Source organism: Pseudomonadales bacterium (assembly GCA_041395945.1).
Classification (GTDB): Bacteria; Pseudomonadota; Gammaproteobacteria; order Pseudomonadales; family Azotimanducaceae; genus SZUA-309.
The window spans coordinates 968,448-982,275 of record JAWKZN010000002.1 but is presented as its reverse complement, the minus strand read 5'-3'; the positions used below and the strand labels follow the sequence as shown (position 1 = coordinate 982,275).

27 protein-coding genes are annotated in these 13,828 nt (G+C 56.1%); 24 read left to right on the top strand and 3 right to left on the bottom strand.

Features of this window, described 5'->3' with window-relative positions; all coding sequences use genetic code 11:
- The first annotated feature begins 274 nt into the window (after nucleotides 1-274).
- From R3E82_21140 to R3E82_21120, 5 genes are all read left to right on the top strand, one after another.
- Nucleotides 275-682: a hypothetical protein gene (locus R3E82_21140; protein ID MEZ5553400.1), complete on the top strand. Its 408-nt coding sequence runs from the start codon at nucleotides 275-277 to the stop codon at nucleotides 680-682.
- Between the two features lie 22 nt (nucleotides 683-704).
- The gene (locus R3E82_21135) at nucleotides 705-1,145 is read left to right on the top strand and encodes a hypothetical protein (protein ID MEZ5553399.1); all 441 of its coding nucleotides are present in this window, start codon (nucleotides 705-707) and stop codon (nucleotides 1,143-1,145) included.
- Nucleotides 1,129-1,293 (top strand): hypothetical protein, encoded by a 165-nt coding sequence (locus R3E82_21130; GenBank protein ID MEZ5553398.1) that lies wholly within the window; start codon nucleotides 1,129-1,131, stop codon nucleotides 1,291-1,293. Before R3E82_21135 ends, R3E82_21130 begins: the two co-directional genes overlap by 17 nt.
- Nucleotides 1,294-1,520: 227 nt before the next feature.
- Nucleotides 1,521-1,934 carry a VOC family protein gene (locus tag R3E82_21125; protein MEZ5553397.1) on the top strand — a complete coding sequence of 138 codons (414 nt, stop codon included), beginning with the start codon at nucleotides 1,521-1,523 and terminating at the stop codon, nucleotides 1,932-1,934.
- A gap of 69 nt (nucleotides 1,935-2,003) precedes the next feature.
- Nucleotides 2,004-2,489 carry a hypothetical protein gene (locus R3E82_21120; protein ID MEZ5553396.1) on the top strand — a complete coding sequence of 162 codons (486 nt, stop codon included), beginning with the start codon at nucleotides 2,004-2,006 and terminating at the stop codon, nucleotides 2,487-2,489.
- A gap of 135 nt (nucleotides 2,490-2,624) precedes the next feature.
- Here the strand turns inward: R3E82_21120 and R3E82_21115 are convergent, their stop codons facing one another.
- A complete protein-coding gene (locus R3E82_21115) occupies nucleotides 2,625-3,017 on the bottom strand; it encodes a nuclear transport factor 2 family protein (GenBank protein ID MEZ5553395.1) in 393 nt (130 codons plus the stop codon).
- Nucleotides 3,014-3,475 carry a VOC family protein gene (locus R3E82_21110; protein MEZ5553394.1) on the bottom strand — a complete coding sequence of 154 codons (462 nt, stop codon included), beginning with the start codon at nucleotides 3,473-3,475 and terminating at the stop codon, nucleotides 3,014-3,016. The genes R3E82_21115 and R3E82_21110 overlap by 4 nt, the downstream gene beginning before the upstream one ends.
- A 63-nt stretch (nucleotides 3,476-3,538) precedes the next feature.
- Between R3E82_21110 and R3E82_21105 the strand changes: the two genes are divergently transcribed.
- Nucleotides 3,539-4,132: a TetR/AcrR family transcriptional regulator C-terminal ligand-binding domain-containing protein gene (locus tag R3E82_21105; GenBank protein MEZ5553393.1), complete on the top strand. Its 594-nt coding sequence runs from the start codon at nucleotides 3,539-3,541 to the stop codon at nucleotides 4,130-4,132.
- Here R3E82_21105 and R3E82_21100 read toward each other — a convergent pair.
- Nucleotides 4,107-4,454 (bottom strand): hypothetical protein, encoded by a 348-nt coding sequence (locus tag R3E82_21100; protein ID MEZ5553392.1) that lies wholly within the window; start codon nucleotides 4,452-4,454, stop codon nucleotides 4,107-4,109. The two genes, R3E82_21105 and R3E82_21100, sit on opposite strands and share 26 nt — an antisense overlap.
- Here R3E82_21100 and R3E82_21095 point away from each other — a divergent pair.
- The 18 genes from R3E82_21095 to R3E82_21010 all read left to right on the top strand — a co-directional run bounded on the left by R3E82_21095 (nucleotide 4,356) and on the right by R3E82_21010 (nucleotide 13,828).
- Nucleotides 4,356-4,676 (top strand): DUF3465 domain-containing protein, encoded by a 321-nt coding sequence (locus R3E82_21095; GenBank protein MEZ5553391.1) that lies wholly within the window; start codon nucleotides 4,356-4,358, stop codon nucleotides 4,674-4,676. The two genes, R3E82_21100 and R3E82_21095, sit on opposite strands and share 99 nt — an antisense overlap.
- An 87-nt stretch (nucleotides 4,677-4,763) precedes the next feature.
- Nucleotides 4,764-5,051: a hypothetical protein gene (locus R3E82_21090; protein MEZ5553390.1), complete on the top strand. Its 288-nt coding sequence runs from the start codon at nucleotides 4,764-4,766 to the stop codon at nucleotides 5,049-5,051.
- A gap of 185 nt (nucleotides 5,052-5,236) precedes the next feature.
- A complete protein-coding gene (locus R3E82_21085; GenBank protein MEZ5553389.1) occupies nucleotides 5,237-5,968 on the top strand; it encodes a class I SAM-dependent methyltransferase in 732 nt (243 codons plus the stop codon).
- A gap of 66 nt (nucleotides 5,969-6,034) precedes the next feature.
- Complete coding sequence (locus R3E82_21080; GenBank protein ID MEZ5553388.1) at nucleotides 6,035-6,943, top strand: GNAT family N-acetyltransferase; 909 nt, start codon at nucleotides 6,035-6,037, stop codon at nucleotides 6,941-6,943.
- Nucleotides 6,940-7,371: a VOC family protein gene (locus tag R3E82_21075; protein MEZ5553387.1), complete on the top strand. Its 432-nt coding sequence runs from the start codon at nucleotides 6,940-6,942 to the stop codon at nucleotides 7,369-7,371. The genes R3E82_21080 and R3E82_21075 overlap by 4 nt, the downstream gene beginning before the upstream one ends.
- Nucleotides 7,372-7,417: 46 nt before the next feature.
- On the top strand, nucleotides 7,418-8,281 hold the full coding sequence (locus tag R3E82_21070) for a DUF1801 domain-containing protein (GenBank protein ID MEZ5553386.1): 864 nt from the start codon (nucleotides 7,418-7,420) through the stop codon (nucleotides 8,279-8,281).
- Nucleotides 8,278-8,682 carry a GFA family protein gene (locus R3E82_21065; protein MEZ5553385.1) on the top strand — a complete coding sequence of 135 codons (405 nt, stop codon included), beginning with the start codon at nucleotides 8,278-8,280 and terminating at the stop codon, nucleotides 8,680-8,682. Before R3E82_21070 ends, R3E82_21065 begins: the two co-directional genes overlap by 4 nt.
- Before the next feature lie 110 nt (nucleotides 8,683-8,792).
- A complete protein-coding gene (locus tag R3E82_21060) occupies nucleotides 8,793-9,050 on the top strand; it encodes a hypothetical protein (protein MEZ5553384.1) in 258 nt (85 codons plus the stop codon).
- Complete coding sequence (locus tag R3E82_21055; protein ID MEZ5553383.1) at nucleotides 9,047-9,340, top strand: hypothetical protein; 294 nt, start codon at nucleotides 9,047-9,049, stop codon at nucleotides 9,338-9,340. The genes R3E82_21060 and R3E82_21055 overlap by 4 nt, the downstream gene beginning before the upstream one ends.
- Nucleotides 9,341-9,367: 27 nt before the next feature.
- Nucleotides 9,368-9,778: a DUF1801 domain-containing protein gene (locus R3E82_21050; GenBank protein MEZ5553382.1), complete on the top strand. Its 411-nt coding sequence runs from the start codon at nucleotides 9,368-9,370 to the stop codon at nucleotides 9,776-9,778.
- Nucleotides 9,775-10,518, top strand: a complete 744-nt coding sequence (locus R3E82_21045; protein ID MEZ5553381.1) for a class I SAM-dependent methyltransferase — start codon at nucleotides 9,775-9,777, stop codon at nucleotides 10,516-10,518. Before R3E82_21050 ends, R3E82_21045 begins: the two co-directional genes overlap by 4 nt.
- A 132-nt stretch (nucleotides 10,519-10,650) precedes the next feature.
- Entirely contained in the window at nucleotides 10,651-11,037 is a 387-nt protein-coding gene (locus R3E82_21040; protein ID MEZ5553380.1) for a VOC family protein, read from the top strand.
- A gap of 27 nt (nucleotides 11,038-11,064) precedes the next feature.
- Entirely contained in the window at nucleotides 11,065-11,433 is a 369-nt protein-coding gene (locus R3E82_21035; GenBank protein MEZ5553379.1) for a VOC family protein, read from the top strand.
- The gene (locus tag R3E82_21030; GenBank protein ID MEZ5553378.1) at nucleotides 11,430-11,885 is read left to right on the top strand and encodes an RDD family protein; all 456 of its coding nucleotides are present in this window, start codon (nucleotides 11,430-11,432) and stop codon (nucleotides 11,883-11,885) included. The genes R3E82_21035 and R3E82_21030 overlap by 4 nt, the downstream gene beginning before the upstream one ends.
- On the top strand, nucleotides 11,878-12,081 hold the full coding sequence (locus R3E82_21025; protein MEZ5553377.1) for a hypothetical protein: 204 nt from the start codon (nucleotides 11,878-11,880) through the stop codon (nucleotides 12,079-12,081). Before R3E82_21030 ends, R3E82_21025 begins: the two co-directional genes overlap by 8 nt.
- Before the next feature lie 9 nt (nucleotides 12,082-12,090).
- A complete protein-coding gene (locus R3E82_21020; protein MEZ5553376.1) occupies nucleotides 12,091-12,888 on the top strand; it encodes an AAA family ATPase in 798 nt (265 codons plus the stop codon).
- The gene (locus tag R3E82_21015) at nucleotides 12,878-13,426 is read left to right on the top strand and encodes a cysteine hydrolase family protein (protein ID MEZ5553375.1); all 549 of its coding nucleotides are present in this window, start codon (nucleotides 12,878-12,880) and stop codon (nucleotides 13,424-13,426) included. Before R3E82_21020 ends, R3E82_21015 begins: the two co-directional genes overlap by 11 nt.
- 27 nt (nucleotides 13,427-13,453) lie before the next feature.
- Entirely contained in the window at nucleotides 13,454-13,828 is a 375-nt protein-coding gene (locus R3E82_21010) for a VOC family protein (GenBank protein ID MEZ5553374.1), read from the top strand.

Genomic DNA, 13,828 nt, shown 5'->3' with positions numbered 1-13,828 from the left:
AGAAATGCTGCGTCAACCAACTGAACCGGCAATCAGGGAGCGACCTTTTTGCTGCGACAGGCCGCAACTAACACGTTACGGTCACCAGGCAGCTTCGCGTCTCGGCGACGGAACAAAGAGTTGTGAATGTCCGTTGTTGGCCGATATCGTAGGAATGGAAATCAGGAATGACACATAACCAGGAGATGGATCGGACGTATGACTGTAACCCTGTTTGGCTGCTGCTCCCGTCAATCGCCATCAAGCGCCGCTCAGGGGGGGTATTAAGCGCCAGATGAGTATTGGTCGCGGTTCGCTGAAGGCTACCTTGATCGCTTCCACGTTCTCTCCCGTGGCGGCCATTGCTATCTGTTTCGCATGGGTAATGGTGACTCCAATTCTGTCGCCCGAAGACGCAAGTTTTCTGGGGTCCTTTAATGCTGCAGTTCCAGTCGCCATCGCCGGTGTTTCCTATATTCTGGTGCTCACCATCGGAACGATGGCTCATTGGCTGCTGCTCACCCTCGGCCTTAACTACTGGTGGAGCTACGCTATCACGGGATTTGTCGGAATGGTGCCACTCTGGTTTCTGGTAAGCGACACTTCGCAGATCCTTCACCTGCTTTGGATGTCAACGATCTCAGTTCCAACGGCAATCAGCTATTGGTGGATCTATAACTATGTCACCTTCCATCGTCTCTGACCGCTGGCGCTGGACCTGACACATGCATCTTCCGGTTCTCCCTCGGTTGATCTACTCGCTGGTTGCGCTCTGGGCGATCGCTCTTGGTCTCCTGTTCGTAATGGATCTGAACGATCCGAGGCAGATGCCTTGGAGCGCGGATATCCTGCTCCTGGTAGAGGATGAAGTATTTCGAGAGTTGCTGTCGATCTTCACGCGGTTCACAGGGGGTCTGCTGCTGGGTATCGGCCTCGTTTTGTGGATGATAATCCTGCTGCCAAAGCTTCACAGTCCTGAAAGAGCAAATGTGATTGCTATGGTTTTGTGCCTCAGTGTATTACTCCCTCAGATCTTCACCTGGATTCAACTCGGCCTGCCATCATTGAGAATCGCATTGCTTGGTGCGGGTGTTGTCCTGGTAGTCGTTGCATTTGTGGTGGGTAGAACCAGAGCAGGAAAGCAGCAAGATGATGTCCCGCCATAGCGACACAGAGAACGCCGAAGAGCGACTCGCCTTCTGCGCGGCAGTATCCGCTCCGCTTGCTGCCATCGCTTTTCTCCGACATTCGTCGGCAGAAGCCGTCATCCACACCATGGGGCCGAACTATGATGTCTGTGAAGATGTCGCATAGTCACATGGCTCTTTAAGATGCTCAAAAAGATCGCATTTACACTCACACTGATCCTCTCCTCGGCAATCACGCAGTCCGACGCGATGTTTTTCGACAGAAAATATCATGGAGTCAGCACGGCCGAGTGGCTGTCCGGAATCAACTCCAGAACACCTTTCCATTGGCGACAGTTGGCTGCCGTTAAGCCTCGCCTGATTCGGTGTTAAGCGACACAGGAAGATTTACAGATGGCACATTTGGATCACATCATTCTCAAGGTGAACGATCTCGAAGCCAGTATCCATTTTTATACTCGAATCATGGGTTTTGCGAACGCCGGTGTTGATGGGCCCTTCACTATCATCCGAAGCGGCAGAGACTTCCAAATGCAACTCGCGCCTTGGGGAACCCCTGGCTACGAACATTATGCGTTTTCGGTTTCGAAAAACGAATTTGAGGATATTTTCCAGCGAGTCAAAAACAACGCCATAGAATACGGGCCAACTTTTGATTCGGTAGGCTCAAACACGGGGCCAGGGATTGAATCTGGCGCGAAAGGTGACGCTCCGACCTTATACTTCAACGATCCAAACAAGCATCTTATCGAGATTCGAACATATGAATCAGGCGACGACCAACCAGGAGGCGAATCGAGCGCTTGACTGCAGTTTCCCTTCGCTGGCGCTCCGACGGACCACCTTCAGACGCTGCTTATCACAGCGTCCGCTGGCATGAACCATCATCCTGTGCTTAGACGCTTTTTTCCAGCCGTACCTTTCTACATTCAGATCACCTCAGACCGGCTTAAAGTGAGCACACCGAAAATCGTTCGAGTGTTCGAGGACAAGCCTGTCGTTGCGATCGACCTGTCTGGTCGAAAGCCCAAGGTGGCAGGGTTTGGAGCGAAGGCGGAGCAGTCCTCCCACAAACTTATCCGGCCGTTCAGCCACAACCGGCTGCTTGTCCACGAGTTTGAATCGGCAGCAATGCTCCTGAAACATGCACTCGCCTGTGTCGCCGGGGAGGGACTGCTTCGCCCTGCTCCAATCGCCGTCATTCATCCGATGAAAATCCCGGCGGATGGTCTCACCGATATCGAAGATCGTGTCTTTCGGGAACTGGCGCTTTCCGCCGGCGCCAGGGACGTATACATCTGGCAGGGTAGAGTGCTCACCAACATGGAGCTGACCAATGGCGTCTATGAAAATATCGCCTAGCGGTTGCGAGGCAGTGGACCGCCTAAACCGTTACCCGAATTGCCTTCGCAATCTGGCCGCGGGTTCGCCGCTGTCCGGCGTCATCCTGAGGGCACCTACAGGTCCGCTTAGTGACCTAAGCCACCCTTTGCTTTGTTACCGGCTATGGTTAATTACCGGGGTCAGCTGTGTCAGGACGCATCTCCACCCATCTGCCGTGCGGATATAGATATCAGTGACCCACTCGTCCGCTTCAATTGGTGCACCCTGAAACGTCCCGGTGTTCTGGCCACGACCGGTTACGACCGCAACATCACCATACTGCTCCGCTCTCACAATCTGCTTTGTCATCGATGTATGTACAAGCGCTCCACTGCCAATGATGCCGAGAACGATCTCGCGGCTGACAGGGCCGCTCTCCGGGTTCACCAGCACCCAATCGTCGGTAATGCAGTGATCGATTGCAGCAGGGTCGTTTGAGACCATCGCGGCGTTAAAACGATCTTCAATTGCCTGGAAATCCCGCAGTAGCTCGGTTTGCGGTTTCATGGGGTTTCTCCTCCAGCGTCCCATCGACTCTGCATTTCTTCGGGGCTCACTTCGTCTGATTTGCTCGCTATGAACCAGCTATGCCCGAACGGATCTGCGACCATCCCGATCCGGTTGCCATGAAATTCGAGTTTGACGCTCCGCAGGAGCGTTGCACCCTCGTCCAGCGCCTGTGCGACGAACGCATCAGCATCATCGACTTCCAGGTGCATCTTTATGGGGGAGCCGCCCAGGGTGTTTGGTCCTACCGCTCCGAAGTCAGGATACTCGTCAGAGATGAACACTCGAGTGGAGCCGAAAATCAGTTCGGCATGGCCGATTCGCTGATCGGCTGGATCAATAAGCTTGAAGTCGACGATGGCGCCAAATGCTCGGCAATAGAAATCGATGGCATCGGCTGCGCCTGCGACCGTCAGATAAGGGCATAGCTGTCGAGGTCGTGCTATGGAGTCTGACATTGGCGGCTCCGGCTGTTTGTTGTACGATACGTTACGCAACGTTACGTAATTGATCAAGGGCTCATGGCGAAAGATAAACAACCCCGCAAGACTGGCCGCCCACGAAGCCAGACAGCGCGAAAAGCGATTCTGGAGGCTGCATACCAGATTCTCATGAACGAAGGGATAGGCCGTCTGACTGTGGAGCGGGTAGCGTCGGAGACGGGGGTCGGCAAACCCACAATTTATCGGAACTGGGCGAATGCCCACGAATTGGCCATGGCAGCTTTTATGGCCCAGCCGGTCAAGGCATTCGACAGTCCAAAGGGATCGGCGAGGCACCGCTTGCAGGCCCACCTTAGGAGCGTGGTGAGGACTTTCTCAACGCCACGCGGCCGCCAGATCACCCTGACGCTGGCATCGGCTGAGCAGGAGAGCGAACTGGTGAAGGCGTTTCGAAATCAGGTGATACTGAACAGTCGAGAAGTCGGTCGAGCGATACTTGAAGAAGCGATTGCCGATGGTAGCGTGATGTCCGCAACCCCGGTCGAGACAGTGCTCGATATGCTGTATGGGCCGCTATTCTTCAGGTTGCTCGTAGGACACACCAAACTGAGCGACGAACTGGCGGTCCAGTTAGTTGAGACAGTGTTCAAGGGTATTGGCAAGGAGCCCTAGAGTGGCCACAGTCAAAAGAACGCAAATGTTTATTGGCGCTCCAGTTGTCGAATTCTGTCAATTTCGTCGCCCCTGCCTCAACCAGCTGCAGATATCCTAAGCGATTGAATCTGTGCAAAAAGCAAACTCCCTGCTCCTTATTCTCGGTGTGGGATATTTCCTGCTCAATGACACGGATATCGTCGATCGATTCACCGACGAACCTTCGCTTGCCAATTCGGTCATCATTGATGCTTTCAATAGCGGGAAGAGCGATCTTCAGGCTGGTGGAAGCGGCAAAGTCGTCAGGGTCCTGCCGGATGACAACACGGGAAGTCGACATCAGCGGTTCATTCTCCGAATTCCGTCAGGCCAGACCCTGTTGATGGCACACAACATCGACCTGGCACCCAGAATCGCAGGTCTGTCAGAAGGGGATGACGTTGAGTTTTATGGCGAGTATGAATGGAATGACCGCGGTGGAGTCATCCACTGGACTCACCATGACCCGCAGGGTCGTCACGCTGACGGGTGGTTGAAACACCGCGGAAGGATTTATCAGTAGACGCGAACAACCAGCCGCCTGACAAGGTGATGCCGTGCCTGGGCCGTTCCGCAGCCAATCTTTTCCTCGCAAGGCGTTAGTCATCACATGCAGTTCACCAGGCGACTGAGGGAACCGATAAAGAATGGTGAGATCACGACAAGCGTGCGGATCTGGAAAAGCCCGCGCGTCAAAGTGGGCAATCGATACGTTCTGGATGAAGGATATATCATCGTTGACAGGCTGAACGAGATCAGTTTCGAGGACATTACACCGAGAATGGCGCGGGAGTCAGGATTTGCGGGAATCGCAGATCTGCTCAAAGTTGCAAAGCATGGATCTGGTGAATCAGTCTATCTTGTGGAGTTTCACTATGTGTCAGAACTCGAGGGGTGAACTGACGCCCAACCAGGTCCATGCAGCGAATACCATGCTGGTCGTCTTTCGGCGCTTGTACTAGAGCCGGGATGTCCTGCTGCTTTTGCAGATGAAATCGCCAGGCTCGGCCACGCCTGAGCACAAGTTTCCGTTCGCACCGGCATCTGGTGAAATGGGTTCTTCCAGACATGACCACCTCGCCGATGCCACAGAACATATACGACGACCCGCAGTTTTACCGGGGTTATTCCCAGCTGCCGCGATCCATTGAGGGGCTCTCCGGTGCTCCGGAGTGGTCTGCTGTTCGATCGCTGCTGCCTGACCTGAGAGGCGCGCGTATCCTCGATCTTGGGTGCGGGTTCGGCGCATTCGATCGCTGGGCCGTTGAGCAGGGGGCGCACAGCGTTGTAGGCATAGATCTGTCTGAGCAGATGCTCACCCGAGCGCGGGAGCTGACCAGCAATCCATCAATTGACTATCGCGCCGGAGATATTGCGCAGCTGCAGATTCCGGAACAGAACTTCGATCTGATTTACAGCGCACTGGCGTTTCACTACATCGATGATTTTCCTGGACTTTGTCGTGCGATGCGGCGGAAGCTTCGTGATGGCGGGCGACTGGTTGCAACGATCGAACATCCCATATTTTCTGCGCCAGGTGATGATCAGTGGCGAGAAGTTGATGGAAGATCCATCTGGCCCCTGGACCGCTATCTCGACGAATCGATGCGACAGCGCAACTGGTTTACTGAGGGCGTCATCAGGTATCACCGCACGATTGCGAGCTACATCAACACTCTGGTCGCAAACTCGTTTCAGATCATAGAGCTCATAGAGTGGGGACCGGATGAACAGCAGCTGACAGAACATCCTGAATGGGCTCGTGAAAGAGATCGGCCGATGTTTCTGATCTTTGCGGCAGATGCGACTGGCTGAGGGAGCGCTGCCTGCAACCTGTCGACATGGTCATTGCTGTGGCGCGCTGGAAGGGTTCAGATATTTATGAACAGTCTCAATGTCACCATCAGAATGCTTGGTGCCGACGACGGACAGGTGCTTGAAAGCGTCGCGGACGATGTATTTGACAATGCGGTCGAAAGGCATCTGACAATGGAGTTCCTGGCGGATCCTCGACACCACATTGTGGTAGCGATGGATGAGCGGGGAGTCGTCGTTGGCATGGCGAGTGCGGTGCACTACCTGCATCCAGACAAACCCAACCAGCTCTTCATCAATGAAGTTGGCGTTAGCGGGCCGTTTCAACGGAAAGGCATCGGAGCACGGCTGATGGCTGCTTTGCTGACTGTTGGCGAATCTCTGGGTTGTACCGAAGCCTGGGTACTTACCGATACGGACAACGTCGCGGCAAGATCCCTGTATGAGGGCCTCGTTGCTGGCACGCAGGAACAGACATCAGTCATGTATTCTTTTCCGCTATCTGCTGGATCAGGAGTGGCTGTGGGAGGCGAATCAGTCACCAATCGCGAAGTTGTACACTCCAGACTGATCGATGCCGATCCGGGCCGGGTTTTCGACGCGATTTCTGACCCGGGGCGTCTGGCCCGATGGTGGGGGCCGAATGGATTCTCGAGTACCTTTCACGCGTTTGAGTTCAAACGCGGCGGAAAATGGACGCTCACACTGCATGGGCCTGATGGCACCGACTACCCGAATGAAAACGTTTTCGTCGAGATTGTTCCGCAGCGGCTCGTGATCATTGAACATGTTTCTGAGGATCATCACTTCGTGCTGACCATCACGCTGGAACAGGATGAGGGCAGTACGCTGGTGCGCTGGGAGCAGGTATTCGACACTGCGGCGCATAAGGACGAGGTCGCTCCAGTCGTTCTGAAAGCGAACGAACAGAACCTGGATCGGCTCGAAGCAGAAGTAATGAAATCAGCCGAATGAATTCGAGTGATCCAATGCTGCGGGGTTTGTATCTGTTTGCGGAAGATGTCCGTAAATCGGTGAAATTCCATGAACTGCTGGGTCTGACCTCTGAAGTGGTCAGTGATGACTTTGCGAGGTTCACCTGGACAAACGGTGCTACGCTCGAGATTGGATCGGCGAAACTCACAGCCAGCTACGATCCGCAATGGCAGGCACCGGGGAATCCCAGTAAGAACACGATCAGCTTCGAATTTTCAACCGCACAGCAAGTCGATGAGATGCACCATCGAATGGTAGAGGCCGGGTATACCAGCCAGCTGGCGCCCTGTCTTCCGCCCTGGCAGGCCCGATTCGCCATTGTGATTGATCCCGATGGCAACCTCGTCGGGTTACACGGACCAAGAGATCTGACATCTGACCGAAGGCGGGAAGGGGCTGGCGGGTAAATGCATTAACTGTGATCGGTATGCCGTTGAGACCTCAGTGAGTGAAATGGACAAATTGTTTCGATTAACCGGTGCTGCGCAGCAGGATCTCAAGGTCGAAGAGTGGCTGGGTAGTTGTGAAGGTGAACTGGGCGCCCTGGCTCGAAAGTGGTTCTCGCAGATCCGCAGATCAGGAGACGATGTCCTTGAGCTCATTCATGACGGCTGTCCGGTCGCCTGTGTGAACGATCTGCCCTTTGCGTATGTCAACGTTTTCAAAGTGCATGTTAATGTCGGATTCTTTCAAGGTGCCGATCTGCCAGATCCCTTGGAACTTCTCGAAGGAACCGGCAAGCGGATGCGCCATGTGAAACTGCGGCCATCAGTCGATCCGCAGGATGAGGCGCTCCGGGCCCTGATCGCGGCGGCGTACAGGAATATCAGAACTATCGCAGGAGCTGATCAGATGAATACGCCTGTCCCGGTTGAGGTGAAAAAGGTGATTGAAGGCTACCCGCCAGGCATCAGGAAAAAGATATATGCGCTGCGCGGTCTCATATACCGCACGGCTGCTGCCACGGCGGGTGTGGGTCGATTGACCGAAACGCTGAAATGGGGAGAGCCGGCCTACCTTACTCTGGCATCGAAATCCGGCAGTACGATCAGAATCGGCTGGAAGCAAGCGGCGCCTGAGCAGTACGCAATCTATCTGAATTGCCAGACCAGCCTGGTGGATACCTGTCGAACCCGCTTTCCGGAGCTGAAGTACGAAGGCAACCGGGCGATCGTTTTCAACGAAGCGGAGTCCCTGCCTGAAGCTGCAGTCTGTGAATGTATCGAGATGGCGCTCGTCTACCATCAGAAAAAGAATCAGAAGAACAGTAAAAAAAGGAGCAGAGAGAAAGGACACAACAAGGTGCGTGCAGGTTGATCACCGGAAGCTGCTTCTGTGCCGCGATCACCTGGCAGCTGAACGGTCGTCTGCAGGATGGTCGCGCCTGTCATTGTTCGAGGTGCCGTAAGGCCTTCAGTGGGGCATCCTCCGCGTACGCAGAACTGACACCCGGTAGTCGATTCCAGTGGATTACCGGTAAAGAGAAGCTGGTGATACATGCTACCGGAGAGGAGTGGGGGCTTGGATTCTGTGGGGTCTGCGGATCTACCCTCTGTGGTATCCGGCGCGGCGAGGTGCATGGTGTGACGCTGGGCTGTGTGGAGGGTGATCCGGGTGTAGCCATCGAGCAGCATCTGTTCGTCGGCTCAAAAGCGCCCTGGGATCACATCGGCGGACACGCCCCCCAGTACCTTGAGCATCCTCCGCCTCGTAACTGAGCAACAGGCGCGCGCAATGACGAAATCCCAGCTTCCAGCCGGTGGAGGTTGCAGGATCAGTCTTACAGCGCGATATTCCCCAGTCGCGCTCCGAAAAGCGGGATTCCATCATGAAGCACGCGTCTGTCGAGACACTCACAGCAATTGCGCCACTCCTGCGAAAAATCCGGATGCTTCCCGGGATGCAGGAAAAGAAACCCGGGGTCTTCTACCGGAGGTCGAAAGCCTTTCTGCACTTCCATGAGGAAGGTGCGTGCCTTTATGCGGATGTACGCCTCAAGGAACCCGACTTCGACAGAATGCCTGCGTCCAGCGCGCAGGATCAGCGTGTTTTGTTCAAAACCATCCAGGACGCGGTAGACGGATGAACATTCAGGACTACGGCGCGATCGGGGAGATTGTGGGGGGCGTCGCTGTCATCGCCACTCTGATCTATCTGTCCGTGCAGATGCGCCAGGCCAACATCGCCACCCACAGGAGCATGTATGCCCAGGCGGCAACCAGTATCTCTGAATTCTGGCTTTCCCAGGAAAGATGGGAGCAGCTGCTGCGCCGGATGCTTCGAACGGCAGGCGGGCGTAAATACCGGGAGACTCGTCGCGACTCATTCCATGGGGAATTTTCAAAATATATTGACGGCATTCTGGCGACCGAATGAATCGGGTCGGCGTCGCAGGGAGGGAAGATGGCTGAACGGAAAACCCAGGAGAACAATGCCAGCGTACGGGTGTTCCTCGAGTCTGTGAAAAACGAAACCCGACGGAAAGATGCCTTGGCGGTGTTGAAGATCATGGAGTCCGTGACAGGCAAACGGGCGAAGATGTGGGGGCCGAGCATCGTGGGTTGCGGCAAGCACCACTACAAATATGCCAGTGGCCGGGAGGGCGACATCTGCTCTGTTGGTTTCGCGCCACGGGTCGGATCCCTGGTGTTTTATCTGGGGAACTTCAAAGGCCGGGCGAAGATGCTGAAGGAAATTGGCAAGCACCGTGTCGGGCCCGGTGGCTGTATCTATATCAACAAGCTCGCCGATGTAGACGTGAAGATTCTGCAAAAGATGATCGGCGAGGCTTTTCGGCACGCGGAGGCCGGGTGAAGGACTTCGGCCCGGCCAGTTTCGGTGAGATCTATGCCGAAGGTTATGACCAGGAGCATGATCCCGGCACGACCGACGAAGCTGTGGCCTGTCTGTGGGATCTGGCCGGGATGGGCAGGACCCTGGAACTCGCCATCGGTACCGGCCGGATCGCGCTGCCGCTCGCGTTGCGTGGTCTGCCTGTGCAGGGCATCGACGCCTCACCGGAGATGATCGCGAAACTTCGGGAAAAACCGGGTGGAGAATCGATCCCGGTGGCAGTCGGCGATTTCGCGGATGTGGATATTGAAGGTTCCTTCGACTTCGTCTTTCTGGTTTTCAATACCCTGTTCAACCTCACCTCCCAGGCGGATCAGGTGCGCTGCTTTCAGAATGTCGCGCGTAGACTGACAGACAACGGCCGGTTCCTGGTGGAGACACTGGTTCCGGAAGTTGGACTGTTTACCGAGGGGCAGAGCATTCGTACCCGCTACGTCGACAGGGATTCGGTAACCCTTGAAGCCGCCATCCATGATCCGGTCGCTCAGACCGTGCAGTATCAGCGGGTCAGGGTCAGTGCCCAGGGCATGGAGATGCGTCCACTGCCGATACGTTATGCCTGGCCTGCCGAAATCGATCTGATGGCACAGCTTGCAGGCTTGCGTCTGAAGAACCGGTGGGGTGGCTGGGACCGGTCGCCGTTCACTGCAAACAGCCGTATGCATGTGTCTCTTTATGAGAACACAAATTCTACTGGCTGATCCGGCTCCGGCCTGGGTATTCACGATGGCTTACAGTCTCTTTGCACTGTCGGTGCTCGCAACCTGGTGGTACTTTCCGCCGAGACGATGAATCCCTTCCCCCTCAAGTCGCGGATGAACCAGGATACGACTATGAAAATCGGCTATCTCACACTGGGTACCAACGACCTGGAGCGCGCCGGGCGTTTTTACGACGCGCTGTTCACCGAGCTCGGCGCGCGCCGGCTGATGACCGATGAACGCATGCTCGGCTGGGGCCATGCACCGGGGCAGACCATGTTCTCGGTGATCACACCATTCGATGAACGGCCGGCGAGCGTGGGCAACGGAGTTATGATCGCCCTGGATGTGGAGACCCCTGCCAATGTGGAAAGGATCTACGCAAAAGCGCTCAGTCTTGGTGCGACGGATGAAGGCCATCCCCACGACAGGGGCTCCAGCATGGGATTCTACGGAGGTTACTTCCGGGATCTTGATGGCAATAAGCTCGTCGCCTACTGCCTGGGTTACGAACCCTGAGCGTTGAGCAAGACAGACAGGAGATGAATGATGGCACTGGGTGAACTGGGTCAGATTGCCCTGCCGGTTAAAGATGCCGACCGCTCCGGGCAGTTCTACGGTGGTGCTCTGGGTCTGCGGGAACTGTACCGCTTCGGCAGTCTTGTGTTCTTTGATTGCGCCGGGGTGCGGTTGATGCTCGAAGGGGGCGACCGACCTGTCGAGGCCGCGGGTGGTGTGTGTCACTATTTCAAAGTGGATGACATCGAAGCCAGTGTTGCGGATCTGAAGTCCCGGGCGGTCGAGTTTCTCGACGAGCCACACTGCATCGCGAAGATGCCCGATCATGAGTTGTGGATGACGTTTTTCAAGGATCCGGACGGACATATGCTGGCCCTGATGGAGGAGCGCAGATGAGCGGCCCTGCGCCTGCCGAGGCTGACCTCGGTGTCCGATACGTCGGGTTCTGGGTACGACTTGTGGCCACGCTGATTGATTCCGTCCTGTTTCTGATGATCATTTTTCCGGCGATGTATTTCATCTATGGCTCGGAATATTTCCTCGGAGGTGAGGGTGCCGGCGGCACCTGGGACGTGGTTTTCAACTATCTGCTGCCGATCGCTGCCACGCTGCTGTTCTGGAAGTATCGTTCTGCCACCCCGGGAAAAATGATTTTCGGTGCACGCATTGTGGACGCGGACACCCTCGGTGCGCTGTCAACAAAGCAGATGGTCATTCGTTACTTTGCCTACATTCCGTCGATTCTCGCGCTCGGCCTCGGCTTTCTCTGGATCGCCTGGGATCCGCGGAAACAGAGCTGGCACGACAAACTGGCCGGCACACTGGTGGTGAGGTCCCCGAATGGATGAAGCCTGGCTGATCCTGAGTGTGCTGTTCGGCGCCATCGGCCTCGGCATGCTGGTGTATGGTCGGCGGCAGAAGCGAATGGTGCCTTTCGGAGCCGGGCTGGTTCTGATGGGGGCGCCCTATTTTTTCGATAGCGCCGGGCCACTGATGTTTCTGGGACTCGCAGCGATTCTGGGCTGCTATTTCTTCCGCTATTGAGTGGCGCTCATGCAGATTGAGACCCTCACCGACAGAGCCGACCTGATCATTCGGAGGATGACGCTGGAAGCGGACGAGTCGATGTTCTGGCATCGGGACCACTGCCACCGATTCACCGTGGTCGTACGGGGATCGATGCTGGGTATCCGGTTTCAGGACAGTGGCGAACAGATCAGCGTGCCCGTGCACCCCGGGCTTGCGGATTGGGACGCGCCCGAATCGCGGGTCCATCAGGCCAGAAACCTCGGCGATGAGGTCTATGAGGAGGTCGTGACCTTTTACCGGGACGTTGCCCGGCAGGATCCTCAGCCCTCTGTGCAGAGCCGGGTGATGATCTTCGGCAATTCCGGCTCGGGGAAATCCACCCTGGCCCGGACCCTTGCCGCGACTCACGATCTGGCGCACCTCGATCTCGACACCCTGGCCTGGCTGCCGGGCGACACACCGACTCGCGCACCCCGTGAACATTCCCAGGCCAGAATTGCGGAATTTCTGAATCAGCAGCCACGCTGGGTGATCGAAGGCTGCTACACAGACCTGCTCGAATTAGTCACCACTGAAACTGATCGAATGATCTTCCTGGATCTGCCGGAAACGGAGTGTGTGCGCAATGCCCGGAACAGACCCTGGGAGCCACACAAATATCCGAACAAGGCGGCACAGGATGCGAATCTCGGAATGCTGGTTGACTGGATCGGTCAGTATAGGGATCGGAGTGACACCTTTTCATGGGAAGCACATAAACAACTCTTCGACGCGTTCACAGGCAGCAAGGCCCGTTATCGGAATCCACCCGATGAGCGATAATTCATCCCGCGCACTCTGTGCAACCGATGCCCTGCTGGTGATCGATGTGCAGGTCGGGCTGATTTCGGGTGCGTTCCAGGAACCCCTGGTGTTGGAACGGATCAATCAGGCAATCGGCAAGGTCCGCGCTCACGGCGGACGGGTGATCTTTATCCAGCACAATCATGCTTCCTTCGAGCCTATGCGGGCGGGGGAGCCAGGCTGGGTTCTGCATCCAGGACTCGAACGATCGCCGGAAGATGCGGTCGTGCAGAAGACTGCCTCCGATGCTTTTTTCGATACCGGTCTGGATGACACCCTGCGTACGTTTGGTATTGAGCGTGTGCTGGTGAGCGGGCTGATGACTGAGTATTGTGTGGACGCGACCTGCCGGGCTGCACTGAGCAGAAACTATGCGGTGACATTGCTCAGCGACGCCCACACCACGGGCGATGCGCACCTGAAAGCCGCCCAGATCATCGATCATCACAATCGGGTGCTGGCGAATCTGGCACACCCGAGACGGACCATCGAAGTCCGTACTGTGGCAGCAGTCTAGGAGCGCTCGCGGCAGGGAGGGAGAAACATGGCGAGACTTGCTGAAATCGTATTCGACAGTCTGCAGCCAGCCCGACGCGCCCGATTCTGGGCACAGGCGCTGGAAGGCTATAGGGTGCGCGCTTACGATGTTGCGGAAATCCACAGGCTGGCCGCCCTTGGCCATACCCCGGAAACTGATCCAACGGTTGCCGTGGACGAACCAGGACCGACGCTCTTTTTTCAGCTGACCGATCGCAGGAAGACGACGAGAAACCGACTGCATCTCGATCTTCGCGCAGAGCATCGCAGGGAAGAAGTTGATCGACTGTGTGCACTGGGCGCTTCGGTGCGGGACGTTCATGAAACTTACAGCGTGCTGCTGGATCCGGAAGGCAACGAATTCTGTGTGCAGGATGCCTGA